This is a genomic window from Acinetobacter sp. CAU_H_60 (assembly GCF_058599385.1).
In genome coordinates, this window is record NZ_CM178653.1 from 330,215 (window position 1) to 350,550 (window position 20,336).

General features: G+C 44.0%; 16 protein-coding genes. 14 read left to right on the forward strand and 2 right to left on the reverse strand.

The window, feature by feature from the left end; all coding sequences use genetic code 11:
• Window positions 1–35: 35 nt before the first annotated feature.
• Complete coding sequence (locus AC4MBN_RS01545) at window positions 36–3,470, reverse strand: Rne/Rng family ribonuclease (protein WP_491880542.1); 3,435 nt, start codon at window positions 3,468–3,470, stop codon at window positions 36–38.
• Between the two features lie 769 nt (window positions 3,471–4,239).
• Here AC4MBN_RS01545 and AC4MBN_RS01550 point away from each other — a divergent pair.
• The 7 genes from AC4MBN_RS01550 to AC4MBN_RS01580 all read left to right on the forward strand — a co-directional run bounded on the left by AC4MBN_RS01550 (window position 4,240) and on the right by AC4MBN_RS01580 (window position 12,232).
• Window positions 4,240–5,208, forward strand: a complete 969-nt coding sequence (locus AC4MBN_RS01550; RefSeq protein WP_419363762.1) for an RluA family pseudouridine synthase — start codon at window positions 4,240–4,242, stop codon at window positions 5,206–5,208.
• Window positions 5,209–5,571: 363 nt separating this feature from the next.
• The gene (locus tag AC4MBN_RS01555; protein WP_491880543.1) at window positions 5,572–6,240 is read left to right on the forward strand and encodes an HAD-IA family hydrolase; all 669 of its coding nucleotides are present in this window, start codon (window positions 5,572–5,574) and stop codon (window positions 6,238–6,240) included.
• Between the two features lie 410 nt (window positions 6,241–6,650).
• Window positions 6,651–7,448: a 2-keto-4-pentenoate hydratase gene (locus tag AC4MBN_RS01560; protein WP_099337551.1), complete on the forward strand. Its 798-nt coding sequence runs from the start codon at window positions 6,651–6,653 to the stop codon at window positions 7,446–7,448.
• A 22-nt stretch (window positions 7,449–7,470) separates the two neighbouring features.
• Complete coding sequence (locus tag AC4MBN_RS01565) at window positions 7,471–8,367, forward strand: acetaldehyde dehydrogenase (acetylating) (protein WP_004781810.1); 897 nt, start codon at window positions 7,471–7,473, stop codon at window positions 8,365–8,367.
• A gap of 11 nt (window positions 8,368–8,378) precedes the next feature.
• Window positions 8,379–9,398, forward strand: coding sequence for a 4-hydroxy-2-oxovalerate aldolase (dmpG, locus tag AC4MBN_RS01570; protein ID WP_125279391.1), 1,020 nt, complete (start codon window positions 8,379–8,381; stop codon window positions 9,396–9,398).
• A gap of 415 nt (window positions 9,399–9,813) precedes the next feature.
• Window positions 9,814–11,088, forward strand: coding sequence for an OprD family outer membrane porin (locus AC4MBN_RS01575; RefSeq protein WP_125279392.1), 1,275 nt, complete (start codon window positions 9,814–9,816; stop codon window positions 11,086–11,088).
• Window positions 11,089–11,371: 283 nt separating this feature from the next.
• The gene (locus tag AC4MBN_RS01580) at window positions 11,372–12,232 is read left to right on the forward strand and encodes an alpha/beta fold hydrolase (RefSeq protein WP_004781813.1); all 861 of its coding nucleotides are present in this window, start codon (window positions 11,372–11,374) and stop codon (window positions 12,230–12,232) included.
• A gap of 377 nt (window positions 12,233–12,609) precedes the next feature.
• On the opposite strand, the gene hcaR is transcribed toward AC4MBN_RS01580, so the two are convergent.
• On the reverse strand, window positions 12,610–13,518 hold the full coding sequence (gene hcaR, locus AC4MBN_RS01585) for a DNA-binding transcriptional regulator HcaR (protein WP_419363753.1): 909 nt from the start codon (window positions 13,516–13,518) through the stop codon (window positions 12,610–12,612).
• Window positions 13,519–13,798: 280 nt separating this feature from the next.
• Between hcaR and hcaE the strand changes: the two genes are divergently transcribed.
• From hcaE to AC4MBN_RS01620, 7 genes are all read left to right on the forward strand, one after another.
• Window positions 13,799–15,166: a 3-phenylpropionate/cinnamic acid dioxygenase subunit alpha gene (gene hcaE, locus AC4MBN_RS01590; RefSeq protein WP_004781815.1), complete on the forward strand. Its 1,368-nt coding sequence runs from the start codon at window positions 13,799–13,801 to the stop codon at window positions 15,164–15,166.
• A complete protein-coding gene (hcaF, locus tag AC4MBN_RS01595; RefSeq protein WP_004781816.1) occupies window positions 15,163–15,681 on the forward strand; it encodes a 3-phenylpropionate/cinnamic acid dioxygenase subunit beta in 519 nt (172 codons plus the stop codon). Before hcaE ends, hcaF begins: the two co-directional genes overlap by 4 nt.
• The gene (gene hcaC / locus AC4MBN_RS01600) at window positions 15,681–16,007 is read left to right on the forward strand and encodes a 3-phenylpropionate/cinnamic acid dioxygenase ferredoxin subunit (RefSeq protein ID WP_004781817.1); all 327 of its coding nucleotides are present in this window, start codon (window positions 15,681–15,683) and stop codon (window positions 16,005–16,007) included. Before hcaF ends, hcaC begins: the two co-directional genes overlap by 1 nt.
• Window positions 16,008–16,009: 2 nt before the next feature.
• Window positions 16,010–16,825 (forward strand): 3-phenylpropionate-dihydrodiol/cinnamic acid-dihydrodiol dehydrogenase, encoded by an 816-nt coding sequence (gene hcaB / locus AC4MBN_RS01605; RefSeq protein ID WP_004781818.1) that lies wholly within the window; start codon window positions 16,010–16,012, stop codon window positions 16,823–16,825.
• Window positions 16,826–16,891: 66 nt separating this feature from the next.
• Entirely contained in the window at window positions 16,892–17,857 is a 966-nt protein-coding gene (locus tag AC4MBN_RS01610) for a 3-carboxyethylcatechol 2,3-dioxygenase (protein WP_419363750.1), read from the forward strand.
• A gap of 4 nt (window positions 17,858–17,861) precedes the next feature.
• Window positions 17,862–19,091: a 3-phenylpropionate/cinnamic acid dioxygenase ferredoxin--NAD(+) reductase subunit gene (gene hcaD / locus AC4MBN_RS01615; RefSeq protein ID WP_491876218.1), complete on the forward strand. Its 1,230-nt coding sequence runs from the start codon at window positions 17,862–17,864 to the stop codon at window positions 19,089–19,091.
• Window positions 19,092–19,403: 312 nt separating this feature from the next.
• Window positions 19,404–20,312, forward strand: coding sequence for a DMT family transporter (locus AC4MBN_RS01620; protein ID WP_491880544.1), 909 nt, complete (start codon window positions 19,404–19,406; stop codon window positions 20,310–20,312).
• Window positions 20,313–20,336: the final 24 nt, after the last annotated feature.

A 20,336-nucleotide genomic window follows, 5' to 3' on the forward strand; every position in this document is an offset into this window, starting at 1 on the left:
GACTAGGTTTTTTTAGTTAACTGCAATTGGGCGAATTATGACTCAGTTGCAGTATTGGTTTTTTTCGGTGGACGGCCACGTGGACGACGTGGGCGGGCAGCTGGTTTTTCAGCTTTTGCTACAGTTTCTTCAGCTTTATCGGCTTCCGGAGTTTCGGTAGGTGCAGCTTCGTTTTCTGCTGGAGTTGCTTCAGCTGTAGTCGTTTCAGTGACTTCTTCAGCTGGAGCCTGTTCAGCTTTCGCAGTTTCTACAGGCGCTTCAGCAGCTGGTTCAGGAGTTTGAGTGGCTTCAGTTGTATCAGCACTTTCCACTGCGGCTACTGGAGCTTCAGCAGGTGCAGCTTCAGCACTTTCAACTTTCGCTTCTTCCGCTGGAGCTGTTGCTTCTGCAGCAGGTTCAGCCGCAGTAGATTCTGCTTCAGCTTGTGCTTGCTGTTTAGCCTGCTGTAACGCTTGCTCGGCAGCCAGTTTAGCGAGACGGCGACGCTCACGTGGATCATTCGCCACACGTTTCTCTGAAACCGGTGCAGGCGGAGTTAAATCCAGCACAGGTGCAGGTTCTGCTTCAGGTTGTGCTTTGCTGACTTCTACATCGCGAGTTACAGGTTTTTTCTCTGTAGTCGCAGTCGAAACCGTTGCTAAAGTCGCATTATATTCCTGCGTGAACTTTTGCAATGCACGGTTGAAGGTTGGTAACAGACCAAACTGTTCAATCAGGACTGAACAGTCTTCACCATAAACATGGCGAATCAGGCTGCCAATGGTGTATTGGCCAAGTGTTGGTACCTGTGATGGTGTCAATTGCTGAGTTTTTGCCTGTTGGCCTTGTGCAGCACGGCGGTCGCGACGACGTTGACGTGGGTCATTGCTGGCACGCTGTTTTGATGATGACTGAGCTTCAGGCGTTTTCTCTGCAGGAGCAGATGCAGTCACTTCAGCCAGGAACTCTTCCGCAGCTGGTGCTTCTACAGGAGCATCGGCAGGGGCAGTCACTTCAACAGCAGGTTTTGCGACTGGAGCAGTGTCATTCAATGCCACAATTTCGCTTTTCGCCTCGTCAATATTTACCACCATTGCTGTTGGCATCACTTCTTTACGAGGAGCATCGACCAGTTCCACACGAACTTGCTTTTCATTGACTGCTGGCGCTTCAACGGCAGCAGGTGCTTGAGGTGCAGCTTGTTCATTCAGAACACTTGGATCGCGGTGGCGATTTGGACGTTCTGGACGTTGCTGGTTGCGACGGTCACGACGTGGCACGTTTTGCTGTTGCTCATTGCCGTGAGCTTCGTTTTGCTGTGCAGACTCGTTGTGGTGCTGACGGCGAGAGTTGCGTTTGTTTTCACGCGCTTCCTGACGTTGTTCCTGACGAGAAACCTGAACCACTTCTTCATGCACCTGATGTTGTGATGCATTATCAGACTGTGCCTGTTCACGTGGCTCTTTGTGCTTGTTGCTACGTGCTTTCTTGTTATGACGCTGTGATTTCTCTTCACGTTCAGCTTTTTCAGACTGATCACGCTCTGGTTTATGAGCTACGGTCGAAGGCGCTAGATAAGCATTACCGGTAGTTACCGGTGCTGCAATAGTTGCTGGCTGTGCAGATACTGCTGGTGTTACAGGAGCAACCTGGCCGAACTGACCACGACTCACTGCACCGCCATTCACCATCTGTTCGATGGCAGCAGCTGCATTATTCGCCGTGCGAGATTGATCAACAGTAGTTGCCTGTTTTTGTACGAACAGGTTTTCTAACCATGCACATGGGCTTGCTGCAGGTGCTGCAACTTGAGCAGGTGCCTGTTGTGCAACAGGTGCTTGCTGTACGTTTTGCTGATTCTGGTTATTGCGGCGTTTATTGTTTTTGCCGTTGTTTTGCTGCTGTGCAGGTGCTGGTGCAGCGGTATGCGTATGTTCTTCTTCTAAATGCCACTCAGAAGACTCATAACCCAGTTCTTTTTCGCTTGAACGGGTTGCTTCAGTACGCTCGTAACTTGTCGGTGCGAAACCTTCAGGATTATACGAAATTTCGTAATGAGGTGTTTCCAAGTGTGGATGTGGAAGTACAGTTACGCGTGTATTTGAAGTTTGTTCCAGATATACCAGACTATGACGTTTTTCATTCAGCATGAATGCTGCAATTTCTACTGGTACTTCAACCTGAACTTCACCATGACGTTCACGAAGGGCGATTTCTTCCACTTTACGCATGATTGAAAGTGAAAGAGAGCGCAGGTCACGGACCATACCCGTACCATGACAGCGTGGGCAGACATAACCAGTTGCTTCTTCTAGTGAAGGACGCAGACGTTGACGGCTCATTTCCATCAGGCCGAAACGAGACAGTTGGCCAAACTGGATACGTGCACGGTCGCTTTGTGTTGCTTCACGCAGTTTTGCTTCTACCATACGCTGGTTACGGTCTTTGGTCATGTCGATGAAATCGATGACAACTAAACCACCGATATCACGTAAACGTAATTGGCGAGCAATTTCTTCAGCGGCTTCAAGGTTGGTATTTAACGCTGTATCTTCAACGTCCTGACCACGAGTTGATTTTGCCGAGTTGATGTCGATTGAAACTAAAGCTTCAGTTTGGTCGATCACGATCGAACCGCCTGAAGGCAGTTTTACTTCGCGTTCATAAGCAGTTTGGATTTGGCTTTCGATACCGAAATGCGCAAACAAAGGCTCATTCAATGTATAAGTTTTTAGTTTGTCTAACTGAAGCGGCATTACTGCTTTAACGAAGTTATAGGCTTCGTTATAGGCCTGCTCAGAGTCAATCAGGATTTCTGCTACATCATCACGCAGGTAATCACGGATCGCACGAGTTACCACACCTGCTTCCTGATGGACCAGCATAGGTGACGGGCCTGAATTTGCAGTGCTTTGGATTTGTGCCCAAAGGTCTAGCAAATGTTGCAGATCAAGCTGTAATTCTTCTTGAGAACGGCCAATGCCTGCTGTACGAACAATGACGCTCATACCACGTGGCACATTTAAAGATGCAAGCATTTCTTTCAGTTCTTCACGTACTGAACCGGAAATCTGACGGCTGATACCGCCACCTTTCGGGTTGTTTGGCATCAGAACCAGATAACGACCAGCTAAAGAGATGAAAGTTGAAAGGGCAGCGCCTTTATTGCCGCGCTCTTCTTTTTCCACCTGAACCAGAAGTTCAGTTCCTTCAGTAATCAGTTCACGAATATTTGAAGTTTGGCGAGGATCGGCTTTGTAATAAGAGTTTGCGATTTCACGCATAGACAGGAAGCCTTGGCGACCTGCGCCGTATTCAACGAATACAGCTTCTAAAGAAGGTTCAACGCGAGTCACGTGACCTTTATAGATATTAGATTTTTTTTGTTCACGGGTACGATTCTCTAAATCGAAATCGTAAAGACGCTGACCAGTGACAAGTGCAACGCGAATTTCTTCGGCATGTGTTGCATTAATCAACATACGTTTCATGGGTGTAACACCTTATAGTGATACACAGCAAAAAATCGCTATTCACGTAGCGAACATCACACATCACGGATCAATGGCCCAGATCTCCAATGAGTTTCATTGTGGTCTGAGTCTTTTATTCCCAGCGTCTACTTGAATATAGATCAGCTTCGGTATTTTGATTCACGTATTGATGATGGCAATACGGCTTCAATCTTTAAACGATTAAAGTCACCTGAACGTTTCACTGGCGGACAAGCGGTGCATTAGATGTGAGTAACTTTCACTGTCACATTGCTCGAAGATCATCCCTTCTTTATAGAAAGTGTCTTGATACGGAATTGTCGTCGTATCTTTACAAACTGTGCAGATCCAATGCATCAAACGCTGTAGCCTGAAGTCGTCTTCAGGGTGCGACTAATCTGATGTGTATCAGTTTACGTTTAAAAACCAACTAGGTTGGCGACATATTTTTTCAGACAAACTGATTTATGTACCTGAGGTACAATTAAACGCAACAGTTTGCTTTGTTTGCCGATATAATAAGCCTTCGGCGTCGGCATAATTCTTTTGGGACCTTCCCGTATCATGTGAGTCTTTAATTGAATAATCAAGTTCAGAGAAATCTGAAATGCTTCAACTTTTACTCACAAACGATGGTTTCCGTGCGCTGACTATATCAAACCTTGCATCATCTGCCTATGGGCTAAGCTTATGTTTCTTGTGTAAAGCATAACCTAAGTGATCAGTTTTTAATCAATTTTAGTAATTTTTGGGTCATAGTAACTGTATGAATTCTACACAACAATGGCAAAGCGTCACTTGGTTTGAAGTGGATGAACATCAAGATGGACAGCGAATCGATAATTTCCTGTTCAGTCGTCTGAAAGGGGTGCCTAAAAGTCGGATTTATCGTCTGATTCGTGAAGGACAGGTTCGCGTCAATAAAAAACGCATTAAGGCCGAAACCAAACTGGCGATTGGTGACCAGATTCGTGTGGCACCGATTCGTTATGAACAAAAAGATGAGTCAGAAGCGCCGATTTCGGACAAGGTGGCTCAAGGTCTTCTGTCCCGTGTGGTATATGAAGATGAAGGCCTAATGGTCGTCAATAAACCATCGGGTATTGCCGTGCATGGCGGTAGCGGTGTGGCGTATGGCCTGATTGAAGGTTTGCGTGCTGCAACGGGGAAAAAATACCTGGAACTGATTCACCGTATTGACCGTGACACCTCTGGTCTGGTGATGATCTCGAAAAAGCGTAGTACCTTAAAAACGCTACAAGATTTATTACGTGAACATAAGATTAAAAAAACTTATGCCGCTGTCGTGAAAGGACAGGTAACGCTGGATAAGCAACTCATTGATGCACCTTTACACCGTTATGAACTTTCTAATGGTGAGCGTCGTGTACGTGTCTCTAAAGAAGGCAAAGAGTCTAAAACTCAGTGGAATGTGGCAGAGCGTTTTATGCATGCGACACTGGTGTATGCTTCTCCATTGTCTGGTCGTACCCATCAGATTCGTGTACATGGTTTAAGTATTGGTCATCCGTTAGTGGGTGATGAGAAATATGGTCACGAGACTGAATATCGTGGACCAAAACCACGTCGTTTATGTCTGCATGCGATGCGTCTGGAAATTCCGGGTTATCCAACGATTGAAGCACCTTTGCCTGAAGATATGCAGAGTCTTGTGGCTCAGCTTCGTGCACAAAAGGCAGATAAGGTGGTAACGCCTGTAGAAGATGACGAGTAATTTTTAGCTTTTTAATGAGTCTTATCTTGCTTTACTTGAGTGGGGGAATTCCTCTTTTTATTAAGGAGGGTTAGGGAATTCAAGCCAATTGTTAAATAAATGAAAGGCGGCATGGATGTCGCCGTTGCGCTGTGGTATAGAGACGTACCATCAGCGTAACAAAGGATTTTTGCTACTTTTCATCCTTGAAAAGTAGATAATACCTATACGAAAACAGTTCGTCATTGAAGCTGATCGAGGTTATGAATTAATTTAACCTCTCCTAGAAGGAGAGGGGATATTAAGAAAGCTTATTCATGTTTTGAAATTCCATGCGAGAAGTAACGAATCTTCCTCCACTGAATCAAATACTAGGAACCTTATATGAATTCATCTGTAAAACTGGTCATTTTTGATTGGGATGGCACTTTATTTGATTCAGTAGGTCAGATCGTGTCGAGCCTGCAGTTTGCCGCGCAGCAGTTTCAGCAACCGCTGACTGATGCAGATGCGAAAAGCATTATCGGGCTGGGTCTACCGGAAGTAGCGCAGCGCCTGTTCCCAACTGTAACAGAATTACATGCCGATATTTTGCAGGCCTATTCAGATCATTATGTGGCGAATTCAGTGAATGATGCCTGGTTCGATGGCGTGTCTGAAATGCTTTATGCATTAAAGGATGAAGGCATTAAATTAGCAGTCGCTACCGGTAAAAGTCGTAAAGGTTTAGACCGGGTACTCAAACAAACGAATAGTCTGGAACTATTCCATGCCACTCGTGCTGCCAGTGAAACCCGCTCCAAACCTGATCCTTTAATGCTGGCTGAAATTCTGACTGAAACTGGTGTTAATGCGCATGAAGCGATTATGGTGGGGGATACATCTTATGACCTGGAAATGGCGATGAATATTGCCATGCCAAGTGTAGGCGTGACTTATGGCGTACATACACCGGAAACTTTGGCACAGTTTAATCCACTGTCGATTGTGAATGACGTCAGCAGTTTGCATGACTTTTTATTGGCTAAAGTCCAATGGAAAGAAGCCATTTAATTCAGTATCTTAGTCATTATTCAAGATCTGGCATTTTCTGAAAAGGAAGATGCGGATCAATGCTGTAGATTTAAACAACTGGTCTTATCTTTTAGTCTAAAGTTGTGATTACAGTGGTTTTGTTCTGTCATGATTGTTGAGTTATTTAGTTGGATATAACTTAATTCATAATTATAAGATTATGTTTTTAATTAATTTTTATAAATTTAATTTATAGATAATAGCTATTGCAAAAAATAAAATAACTATTGGCATTCGCTTCCTAATTTTCAGATTCTTAGACTGTTTATTTTTATGCTCTTTTCAGGATAGGCCTATTTTCCAAATTGCAGATACTCGTATCGCGGTTTGTTGAGGTCTATTTCTGGATTTCAGCATAAGCCTCATTTTTGCAGTTTAAGGAAACATTGATGTCGAATTCTGCTGTTGTTGAATCAGTTGCACAAGCATTACGTAGCGCTGAACTCTCAAAAACTGCGATCGCACCGATCCGTCCACAACTTGGTGGTGAAAGTGCTGACGTGGATATCGCATACGCCGTTCAGGAAGTAAATACAGAGCGTGCATTGTCTGAAGGTCGCCGTTTGGTGGGTCGTAAAATCGGTTTGACATCTAAAGTTGTTCAAGCACAACTGGGTGTAGACCAACCTGACTTCGGTATGTTGTTTGCCGACATGGCTTATGGTGACGGTGAAGCGATTCCTGCAGGTCTATTGATTCAACCGAAAGTTGAAGCAGAAATTGCATTGGTGATCAAAGAAGATTTAACCAAAGCAAAACACACCTATGCAGACATCATTAGTGCAACGGATTATGCATTGCCTGCAGTCGAAGTGGTCGATAGCCGTATCGAAAACTGGAAAATCAGCCTGATTGATACCGTGGCGGATAACGCATCTTCTGCTGCATTCGTTCTGGGTTCTAAGCCTGTCAAACTGGAAAACCTTGATCTTGTGAACTGCAAGATGGTCATGACCCGCGGTGAAGAAGTGGTTTCTCAAGGCGTGGGTAAAGCATGTCTGGCGAACCCATTAAACGCTGCTGTATGGCTAGCTGACGAAATGGTACGCCGTGGCCGTCCATTGCTGAAAGGCGACATTATTTTGACTGGTGCTTTGGGTCCAATGGTCGTGGCTCAGCCGGGCGATGAATTCAAAGTTGAAATTGAAGGCTTTGGTTCAGTAACAGCTGCTTTTGCTGCTGAATAAGGGAATACAAGAGAGTACATTCATGAAAAAGATTAAATGTGCATTGATCGGTCCAGGTAATATTGGTACTGATTTGCTTTATAAACTGCAACGCAGCGAATGGTTAGAACCAGTATGGATGGTGGGGATTGACCCAACTTCTGAAGGTCTAGCACGTGCAGCAAAAATGGGTTTAAAAACCACTGCTGAAGGCGTAGACGGTTTGCTGCCTCACGTAGTTGAAGATGACATCAAAATCGCCTTCGATGCAACTTCTGCTTATGTGCATGCTGAAAACAGCCGCAAGCTGAACGAACTTGGCGTGTTAATGATTGACTTAACACCTGCTGCAATCGGTCCTTACTGCGTACCACCAGTGAACCTTGAAGCATTGCTTGAACAAGGCGAAGTGCCAAACGTTAACATGGTGACTTGTGGCGGTCAGGCAACTATTCCTATGGTTGCTGCGATTTCTCGCGTTCAGCCTGTGAACTATGGCGAAATTATCGCGACTGTATCGACTAAATCAGTCGGTCCTGGTACACGTAAAAACATCGACGAATTCACCCGTACTACTGCTGGTGCGATTGAGAAAGTGGGTGGCGCGAAACAAGGTAAAGCGATCATCATTATTAACCCTGCTGAGCCACCACTGATGATGCGTGACACTGTTCACTGTCTAGTAGAAGGTGAGCCAGATCAGGCAGCGATCACTGAATCTGTACATGCGATGATCCTTGAGGTTCAAAAATACGTACCAGGTTACAAACTGGTGAATGGTCCAGTATTTGATGGCAACCGCGTATCGATCTTCCTTGAAGTTGAAGGTCTGGGTGACTTCCTGCCTAAATATGCAGGTAACCTCGACATTATGACTGCAGCAGCTGCACGTACCGCAGAAATGTTCGCAGAACGTGTTTTAAATGCAGTTGAAGCTTAAGGAGCACCTTCATGTCTAAGATTATTATTAATGATATGACTTTACGTGATGGTATGCATCCAATGCGCCATCAAACTACACCTGAGCAAATGGTTGCGATTGCAACTGCTCTGGATGATGCAGGTGTACCTTTAATCGAGGTAACACACGGTGACGGCCTTGGCGGTAACTCTGTGAACTACGGTTTCGCGGCTGCAACTGATGAAGAATACCTGAAAGCAGTGATTCCAAACCTGAAACAAGCAAAAGTGTCTGCACTTTTACTTCCTGGTATTGGTACGGTTGATCACCTGAAAATGGCGCATGATGTAGGTGTAGCAACTATTCGTGTAGCGACTCACTCTACTGAAGCAGATGTTTCTGAACAGCACATTACTGCTGCTCGTAAACTGGGTATGGACACTGTGGGCTTCCTGATGATGGCTCACATGGCAACACCTGAAAAATTGCTTGAAGAAGCACAAAAAATGGTGTCATACGGTGCTAACTGTATCTATGTGACTGACTCTGCTGGTTATATGCTTCCGCAAGACGTGACTGACCGTGTAGGTATCTTACGTGCTAACTTAGGTTCAGATATCGAAATCGGTTTCCATGGTCACCATAACTTGGGTATGGGTGTTGCTAACTCTGTTTCTGCTGTACAAGCGGGTGCAACACGTGTTGACTTGGCATCTGCCGGTCTGGGTGCTGGTGCAGGTAATACGCCACTTGAACTGTTTGTTGCGGTTGCAAACCGTATGCAAATGGAAACTGGCGTTGACCTGTTTAAAGTACAAGACGTTGCAGAAGATCTGATCATCCCAATGATGACACACCAGATCCGTGCAGACCGTGACGCTGCAACTCTAGGTTATGCTGGCGTTTACTCTTCATTCCTGCTGTTCGCTAAACGTGCTGAAGCGAAATATGGCGTATCTGCTCGTGAAATTCTGCTTGAGCTTGGTCGTCGTGGTACCGTTGGTGGTCAGGAAGATATGATTGAAGATTTAGCATTGACTATGTCTAAAGCGAAAGAGCTTCAAGCTTAATAGTTAAAAGCTAAATTTTAAAAAAAGCGTCCGAAAGGGCGCTTTTTTATTTATTTGAATAAAATGAATAAGATATTAAAACGATGGAGTAAGATATTTTAATTATTACTATTTATTTTACGAAAATAATCAAACACATTTCCTTAAACATAAAAACGATAAATAAAAAGTTATTTTTAAATTATAAAAAAATAATGGCTGTTTATGTAAGAGAAAACATGGATTTATATTGATTATCTGGTTAATTTTTTATTTTAGTTAATTGTTTATAAATATAAGTCTTTTTCAAATTTCAGCATACTTATTCTATCTATAGAGATTAATAGAAAAAATTTAATACTGTAGTCGGATTTTTAAAAAAACTAGAGTTGAGCATGATAGCGGCATAGCTTAATTTGATTACTAGGAATAAGCCATGCGTCGTCAAAACTTATGGATAGCAATGCTTGCTGCAACAGCAAGTTTAGGAACAACTGCAGCGAATGCAGATTTTATTGACGATAGTAATGTCCAGCTTAAATTTAAAAACTTTTATCTAGATCGTCAGTATCAAGATGATTTTTCTTCACGTAATTGGGGTTCTTGGTCACAAGGTGTGACTTTGGATGCGAAGTCAGGCTATCACGATATCGGTGGTGGGGTGCAGGTTGGTGCAGATGTTTTGGTTCAACATGCAGTTAAACTCAAAGGCCGTGATCAAAATCCGGATTGGGTGTTGCCTCACGATGGTAAAGAATCTAAAGATCATTTTGGTAAAGTTGGCGCAACCTTAAAAGCTAAAGTTTCTGAGACTGAGCTGAAAGTAGGTGAATTATTGCCGGTATCTCCAGTGCTGGTATTTGATCCATCCCGTCAGCTCATCACTACTTATAGCGGTGCATGGTTAGAATCTAAAGAGATCAAAGATACCAAACTGACTTTGGCTTATATTGATAAAATTAATAACCGTTACGACAATCAGTTCCGTGATTTAGCTTTATTTTCTCCTGGTAGAACTTTACCTGATGGTACACAAGGTCATTATGACTTAGGTCCTGAATCTGATGGTATGTGGATTGCCGGTGTAGATCACCAGTTCACGCCTGAAATTGGTGGTAGCTACTGGTATGCAGATGTTCAAGACATCTACCAACAGCATTACTTGGGTGTGAATTACAAAACTGCGCTAGGTGAAAAAACCAAATTAGATAGCCATGTGCGTTATTTTGATAACTCAGATTCAGGTGACAAACTGTATGGTGATATTGATAATCAGGCATTGTCAGTAGGGGCAAAAGTTAATCATGGTGCGCATACCGTAGGTCTGGGTTATCAGCAAATGTTTGGTGATACTGCATTTCCAACACTCGGTGGCTGGGTGCCGCAGCCTTATCTGGTGAACTGGGGCGTTGCAACCTTTACTGCACCAGAAGAAAAGTCATGGAATGTTTCTTATGGCTATGACTTCTCTGAAATGGGTGCCAAAGGATTAAACGCAACTGCGGTTTATTTCAAAGGTTATGATGCTCAATCAGGTGATCAAAACTTTAATACTGATGAGTTAAATCTGATTGCGAATTACACTGTTCCAGAGGGTAAGTTAAAAGGATTAGGCATTCAAGCGATGTATATCGATGTGAATTTTGCTAATCCTACTAAACCAGATCTTCAAGAATACCGCGTAGCGACGACTTATACCCATAAATTCTAAGTTAAGCGCATTTTAAGGGCAGTCAGTATTCTGACTGCTTTTTTTTGAGTTAAGAACTTAATCAAAGCCTTAAATTAAACAGGGTTTTAAATTTAAAATAATTAATTAAAACAAATACTTAAATAATATATTTTTTGTAGTATGCAATCGTAATTTTATATCAGTTGAAGACAGTAGAGCGGTTAATATAAGACGGTAAAAAGATCATTTTTAATGAGTCAACTTGACGTCGAATTCTCGTCATCGAGGAACACGCAAGCAAGAAACTGTAAGAGGAATCATGATGAGCACTGTTCAAATCCCTGATTATAAAACAGATCCTTTCTTCGGCTTAGAAGACAAATGGATTGAAACTGCAGAAGGTGAGTTGACTCACTACCATGAAATTGGTGAAGGTACGCCTATTCTGTTCCTGCACGGTTCAGGTACGGGTGTATCTGCTGCTGCAAACTGGTGGTTAAACCTGCCTTCAATTGGTGAACAAGCACGTTGTATCGCAATCGATACCATTGGTTATGGTCAAACTGTGGTTGCACCAGGTACTGCTTATGGTATCCGTGCATGGGTCGATCACGCTGTACGTACTCTAGATGCATTAGGTATCGAAAAAACCTGGTTAGTGGGTAACTCTCTGGGTGGCTGGTTGGCATTCCAGATGGCACTTGATTATCCTGAACGTGTATTAGGTATCGTATCTATGGGTACTGGTGGTGCAAAACAGACTGCTGCGCTGAAAGCACACGCAAACCCAGTATTAACTGAAGAAGGTATCAAGAAAACTCTTTCTATGTTTGTCGTGAATAAAGACCTGATCACTGACGAACTGGTGAAAGTACGTTTTGCTTCTGCTGCCAATGACTATGCATCAAACCGTTTGATGGATGTAGTGGGCGCACGTGACCGTGACCGTTTCGAATTCCCGTTAGACTTCGAAAAAATGAAAGACATCACTGTGCCTGTATTATTGATTCACGGTACTCAAGACGTGGTAATTCCGGTTTCTCGTACTTGGGATATCCTGAACATTGTGCCAAATGCTGATGCACACATCTTCAGCCAATGTGGTCACTGGTCTCAAGTTGAAAAATCAGATGAGTTCAATACTGTGATCAAAAACTACCTGGCTGTACACGGCGTAAAATAAGTCGTACTCAGTTTAAAAAAAGGATGGCTTCGGTCATCCTTTTTTTCTTTCTAAAATATTTAATTTACAGCTGCCAAATGAACACCATTTCCTTCAGTAAATTTTTTAAACATTTTTAATGCTTTTTAGCTATTAATCAGAATTTCAAAAATTAAAATGGGCCTTAGACTTCTTATTAGACTTAAGTTGTAAAAGAAGCCTAAGTTGAGCAAAAATTAAACCTAATAAGCCATGGTCGGAGATGTTGGAAGCCAAGCTAGATATGGCCTGTCATAGGAAAAATGAATATAAAATGAAATTTTGATCAGAAAAAATAAAAACAAAAAAGCACACGTATTCTCAGAGGAAATTACGTGTGCTGCTATAAAAATAGAAAATTAATGTGGTTCGTCGCGGTTAATGTCTAGGTAGAATACGCGAGTCAGGAGTTCCAGGAACTTCTTCACTGCGACTGAATTAGTATCCTTGCGATAGCTAACATACAGATCTAAAAAGGGAAGTTCTACATCCAGCGGGCGGATCACGGTATTGTTCATGGTTAATGGCGCGATATAGCCCGGCAGGATGGTACAGCCCAAGCCCATACCAATCGAGTTGATATTGAACAGGATATTATCGGCCTTTTGGACAATATTAAATTCAATACCGTTGGCTTTGGCAAAATCCAGAATAGTATGATGCAGAGTCTGTGACTGTTCTGCAGATGGAATAATAAAATCTATGCCATTCAGTAATTTAACTGGAATTCGGTCGTATTTTGCTAAAGGATGATCCTTCGGCAAAATGAAGATCAATGGCTCACGAATCACAAACTGGCTTTCAATTTCATCACTATGGAAATTGTGACGGGTAAAGGTTAGATCCAGTTCGCCTTTCTTCAATAATCGCATTTGCTCATTATTGTTCAGACTGAGCAATTCAATTTTTAAATCAGGGTTTTGCACGCGCAGATTCGGCAGGATATACGGGAAGATTTTCATTTCCGCGACAGGGACGAAACCGATGCGCAGCATCTGCTGCTTGGCTTGTGAGACCTGACGGGCCATGGCAATCGCCTTGTCAGCTTGTGCCAGCGTCAGGCGGGCCTGTTCTAGGAATACAGCACCTTCTTCGGTCAGTTCGACTTTACGCTTGGTACGGTGTAACAGTTTGACACCGACATCTTCTTCCAAATCTTTGATTTGCTGACTGAGTGATGGCTGAGCCGTGTAAAGTTTGAGTGCTGCCTTACTGAAGTTGAGTTCTTCAGCCACAGTAATGAAGTAGCGGAGGTGTCGTAATTCCATATCATCAGCCCGTCGAGTAATCCAAAAAATGTCTTACTATAATTTCAGAAGAGTATAATCTATAAACAACTATGTCGTGAAGATTATTTTGTCATTTAGAAAGTAAATGCCTTGGAGGGAGCGATTAGTGTTTTAATATAAAAATACACGCCTAGAATAATTGCTTAAAACTATTAATTGAAACAAAAAAAATATTTCCCCAAAACCGCCCTAAAATCCATCATCGTTGAAAAGTTGAGTCTATTACTTTGTGCCATAACTGGTCACAGGAGAGCTTTTCATGAGTGGAAAAATTGATGTGCGCGAAATCGACGCTTTAGTCGATGCACAAAATGGACGTATCACGCCATCTATCTATACAGATCCTGACATTTACGAATTAGAACTTGAACGTGTCTTCGGTCGTACATGGTTATTCCTTTGCCATGAAAGCCAAATTCCTAAGGCTGGCGATTTCTTCAATACCTACATGGGTGAAGATCCAATCATCGTGGCACGCCAAAAAGATGGCTCAATCAAAGCATTCTTAAACCAATGCCGTCACCGTTCTATGCGCGTAAGCTTCGCAGACTGTGGTAATACACGTGCGTTCACTTGCCCATACCACGGCTGGTCATACGGTATTGATGGTTCTCTAAAAGACATTCCGCTTGAAGATCGTGCTTACCCACATGGTGCATGTAAAGAGCAATGGGGTCTGGTAGAAGTTAACCGCGTTAAATCATACAAAGGCCTGATCTTCGGATGCTGGGATGAAACTACGCCAGATCTAGAAGAATACATGGGCGATATCGCTTGGTACCTGGACGGTGTAGTAGATCGTCGTGAAGGCGGTACTGTGATCGTGGGTGGTGTACACAAATGGGAAATCGAGTGTAACTGGAAATTTGCAGCTGAACAGTTCGCATCTGACCAATATCACGCGTTGTTCTCTCACGCATCTGCAATTCAGGTGCTTGGTGCGAAACCAGACGACGAATCTTCTAAGAAATTAGGTGCTGCACAAACTGCTCGTCCAGTTTGGGAAACTGCCAAAGACGCGATCCAATACGGTTCACGCGGTCACGGTTCAGGCTTCTTCTTCACAGAGAAACCAGATGCAAACGTATGGGTTGATGGTGAAGTTGCAAACTACTTCCGCGAAACTTACGAAGAAGTGAAAGAACGCCTAGGTGAAACTCGTGCACTGCGTCTAGCTGGTCATAACACCATGTTCCCTACATTGTCTTGGTTGAACGGTACTGCAACACTTCGCGTATGGCACCCACGTGGTCCAAACAAAACTGAAGTTTGGGCATTCTGTATCTGTGATGCGGACGCGCCAGAAGATGTACAAGCAGCATTTGAACGTTCTGCAACTCGTGCCTTCGGTCCTGCTGGTTTCCTAGAGCAAGATGACTCTGAAAACTGGATCGAAATCCAAAAAGTTTTACGTGGTTACAAAGCACGTCAAAACAAACTCATTATGGAAATGGGTAAAGGCAACGAGAAAGTACGTGAAGATGGTATCCCGGGTATCACTAACTATATTTTCTCTGAAACTGCAGCACGTGGTATGTACCGCCGTTGGGCAGATTTATTGATTCATGAAAAATGGGAAGACGTTGAAGCTGCGGCTGACGAATACGAGAAGGAGCTTATGAAATGAGTCAAATCAGTTTAGAACTTCATCACCAAATTAGTCAGTTCCTATATCAAGAAGCCAAGCTTCTTGATGACTGGAAATTCCGCGAATGGTTAGACACGCTGGCTGAAGATATTTCTTACACGCTACGTACTACACCAAACGCTCAAACGCGTGACCGTCGTCGTTCAGTTGAACCACCTACAACTTGGGTATTCAACGATACGAAAGATCTTCTGGAACGTCGTGTTGCTCGTCTGGAAACAGGTATGGCTTGGGCTGAAGAGCCTCCATCACGTACCACTCACATGGTGAGCAACGTGATTGTTGAGCCGACTGAAGTTGAAGGCGAATACGATGTGTACGTGACATACCTTCTGTACCGTACCCAGAAAGAGAAAGACGTTACGATTTATTGTGGTAAACGTCATGACAAGATCCGCAAAGTTGAAGGCGGCCTGGGCTTCCAGATCTTCAACCGTAAGATCACGCTTGACCAAGTTACCTATAACTCACATAACCTGAGTGTGTTCTTCTAATGAATAAGATTTTTGTTTGCCAAGTTGACGAATTAGACGAAGGCGAAGCGTTAAAAGTGGATTGCGGCGTAAACGGTATCGAAGCGCTTGCAGTATTCAACAACGGTGGCGAATTCTTCGCAATGAACGACCGCTGTTCACACGGTAATGCTTCTATGTCTGAAGGCTACCTTGAAGACGACGGTACAGTGGAATGTCCACTTCATGCAGCTCGTTTCTGTTTGAAAACAGGTCAGGCACTTTGCTTACCAGCAACTGACCCAATTCAAACATTCCCGGTTGTACTTGAAGATGGTGCGTTATACGTAGAGATGGCAGGAGAGTAATCATGGGTTGGCTACAAGGCGAAGTTGCACTGATCACTGGTGGTGGTTCAGGCCTCGGTTGGGCACTGGTAGAACGTTTCCTGGAAGAGGGCGCACAAGTGGCCGTTCTTCAACGTTCACAGTCTAAAGTCGATGCACTGAACGCACATTTTGGTGACCGCGTGCTGGCAATCGCAGGTGATGTGGCCAGCTATGAAGACAACGTCCGTGCTGTTAAAGCGACTGTAGAGCGTTACGGTAAACTCGACTGTTTCGTGGGTAATGCCGGTATCTGGGATCACTATGCAGATATCGTCAATACTTCAGGTGAGCAGCTGGAAAAAGCCTTTGATGAGATTATGGGGATTAACACCAAATCTCTGATCTTAGGTGCGAAAGCTGCACTTGATGAGTTGGTAAAATCTGAAGGTTCGATCATTTTCACACTGTCAAATTCTGCATTGTATTCTGCAGGTGGCGGTCCGGTTTACACTGCATCGAAACATGCCGGTGTAGGCATTATGAAAGAACTGGCTTACGAACTTGCACCTAAAGTACGAGTCAATGCCGTTGCGCCATCAGGTATGAATGTGAACATCAAAGGTGCTGCATCTTTAGGTCAAGAAAATCTTGGCCTGCTCGATGCACGTGATCCTGAGAAAATCGCACGTGGCATGCCACTGAATTTCTTACCTGAGCCAGAAGATATGACAGGTTCATATGTGCTCTTGGCATCTCGTCAAAATAACCGTCCTTTGACTGGTGTTCTGATCAATGCAGAATGCGGTCTGGGTATTCGCGGCTTACGTCAGCCACGTGCCGGTTTCTTTGACGAATAAAAATCTAGTCTGAAATGGACTTTTCGGCAGCCTGTTCTTGGCTGCCTTCCTTTTAAGGAGTCTCTCATGGCCGTTAAACTTATTTGTGCATCGCACAGTCCTTTAATGGAATTTGCTTCGCCGCAGGAAAAACGCAAAGAACAGGCCGTTCGCGAAGCGTTTGAAAAACTGTCTGCTGAAGTAAAAGCTTACGACCCAACCCTGATCATTACCTTTGGTCCTGACCATTTCAATGGTTTTTTCTATGACCTGATGCCAAGCTTCTGTGTGGGCATTCGCGCGACTGCTGCAGGTGACTGGGACTATGGTAAAGACAATGCACACATTGATGTACCAGAAGACAAAGCACTGGGCTTGGTCCGTCGTGTACTCGATGAAGGTGTGGACGTTGCGTATTCTTACCGTATGCAAGCTGACCATGGTGTGACTCAGCCATTGCACTTCCTGTGCGACGGCAAACTTGATCGTTATCCAACGATTCCAATTTTCATTAATGGCGCTGCAGCACCGATGCCAACCACCAAGCGTACCATCGCTTTAGGCCGTGCTGTAGGTCAGTTCATCAAATCTCTGAACCTTGAAAATGAGCGTGTACTTGTTCTGGGTACAGGTGGTCTGTCACACGATCCACCAACTCCACAAATGGGTTCTGTACCTCCAGAAGTGGAAGAGTTCCTGATTGCAGGTCGTAACCCGACACCTGAAGCACGTAACGCGCGTCAGTCAAAAATCATTGCTGTGGGCCAGAGACTGGCAGCAGGCGACACCTCTGTTGCAGTTCCTCTGAATGCTGAATGGGATATCACATTGCTTGAAAAATTCAAGAATGCTGACTTCGCTGCACTGGAAGCCATGACTGAAGCTGAAATCCGCCGTGATGGTGGCCGTGGTGGTCAGGAAGTTCGTTCGTGGATGGCGGCATTTGCTGCTTTAAGCGAAATGGGCGAGTACGAAATGACAACGCACTGTTATGAAGAAATCAGTGAATGGATTGCGGGCTTCGGCATCGTATCTGCAGAGTTAAAAGGTTAAAGACATGAGCAACATCGAAACCATCGTAATTGTAGGTGCTGGCCAGGCAGGTGCAAGCGCGATTTTAGAACTTCGTGGCAACAAATACGAAGGTAAAATCATTCTGATCGGTGATGAAACGCATCTTCCTTATGAGCGTCCACCACTGTCTAAAGACGTGATTCTAAAACCTGAAGAAACCAAGATTGAAATTTTGTCAGAAGAAAAACTGGCGGAACTTGGTGTAGAAACCATTCGTGGCAATGGCGTGAAAAAAATCAACGCTGAAGCGAAAACGGTTGAACTTCAAAATGGTGACGTTGTTGCTTATGACAAACTGTTGCTTGCTACAGGCGGCGCAGCACGTCGTCTGCCAAACTTCGATGCGTTGGGCAAACACGTTTATACGCTGCGTAACCTGGAAGATTCACAGGCACTGGTGCCTGTATTGCAATCAGGCCGTCGTATTGTCTTGATCGGCGGTGGTGTGATTGGTCTGGAACTGGCTTCTTCTGCACGTTTCAAAGAGTGTCAGGTAACTGTGATCGAAATGGGTCCTATGGTCATGGGTCGCTGTTCGCCACGTATTCTGAGCGAGTTCCTGCTTGAACAACAACGTTTGGCTGGTATCGACGTTCGCCTGGAAACCAAGATTGTAGATTGCAAACTTGACGGTGAAGAAGTTGTGATTACCCTTGAAGGTGGTGAAGAGCTTCGCGCTGATGCTGTAGTTTATGGTATTGGTATCGTGCCAAATGCACAATTGGCAGTTGAAGCAGGTCTTGATGTTGATTTCGCGATTAAAGTGAATGAAAACTGCCAGACTTCAAATGCAGATATTTATGCAGCGGGTGATGTAGCAACTCAACTTCGTAAATGTGGTAACCATCGTCGTGTCGAAACCTGGGAAAATGCCAATCTGCAAGCAGGGATCTTTGCGCGCCATGTGATGGGCGTTGAACATCCGACTCCAAATCCAGCTTGGTTCTGGACAGATCAGTTGGATATCAATTACCAGTTCGTAGGTGATATGGCGGCTGCTGAATGGCAAGTTCGTGGTGAAATCAATCCAGAGCTTCGCGCTGACTCATCATTCGTGATGTTTGGGGTGACTGATGGCGTTATTGTTGGCGGTATTACTGTAAATGCGGCAAAAGAAATGCGTCACCTGAAAAAGCTGATCAGCAAGAATGCAGCGTTTGAAGCAGATAAATATTTAGATCTAAGCCAGGATCTTCGTAAACTTGTGAAATAATTTGCTTTATTGATAAGTTTACAAAAGGGCAGACCTTAGGCAACTTGGGTCTGCTTTTTTATGGCTATTGTTTTAGTAAAATTACTGTCGCTAATTACATTATGAATGGGTATTTTTTGAGTAAGTGATTCTTACTTTTCAAAGGTGATGAGAAGTATGACTTCGCAAAACAAAAATCTTTTGATGATTTAAGGATATATCCCTATATCCCAGTTTAGCGGCGGCATCCCTGCCGCCATCAGTATTGTTGATTGTGGATTTGAGCGAGAAGTTAGTTCAATTCTTTCTGATTAAAATTTAATTGAGTCTTTTATGAATTCAAATTCATCTCCCATGCTGGTGACGGCAAGTATTTATGCCTTGCTGGTGCTGATCTGGGCAGCGACGCCACTGGCGATTGTCTGGAGCGTTGCAGAAGTTCATCCGATGTGGGTGCTGATCATTCGTTATTTCGGTGCTTCTGTGCTGGCTTTGGTGATCTTGGCTGCCATGCGTAATCCATTGCCATTTGATCGAACCTCCATGATGAGCTATGTAGCAGGTAGTCTGAACCTCATTGGTGCGCAGTTATTTATCTATCTGGCTGCGAACTATTTAACTTCAGGTTTAATGGCTTTAATTTTTGGTTTCTCACCACTAGTTGCAGGTCTGATCGGGCATGTCATCCTGAAAACCAATCGTCTGATTTGGCTGCAATGGGCTGGTATGGCTGTGGCAGTCGGTGGTTTAAGTTTTGTCTTTGCGGAGTCAGCAGATAGTAAGGTGAATCCGTGGGGTGTAGTACTGATGCTGATTAGCATGGTGTCTTATATTAGCTCGATTTTCTGGGTGAAGCAGATCAATGCTCCTTTAAAACCGATGTCCCAAGCCACCGGTTCTTTGATTGTTTCCTCATTGGGATCATTACTAATCATTCCTTTTATCCGGCAATCTTTCCCAACACAAATGCCAAGTATGCAGGCACTGTTCGGCTTTGGTTTTACCATGATCCTGTCTTCGATTGTGGCGATGCTGTGCTATTTCTGGCTGATTCGCCGTCTGGCCGCATCCACCGTATCCCTCAGCAATGTGATGACGCCAATCATTGCCCTGATTCTCGGTGCAACCCTGAATAACGAAGTGATCAGCAGTCATGCCTTTGCCGGAATTGCCGTGGTGATGTTCGGGATCGTGATGTACTTCTGGAAAGAATGGCGCGAGCAGTATTTTTCTAAATCTTAAAATAGATTGTTCGAGTTAAATTTA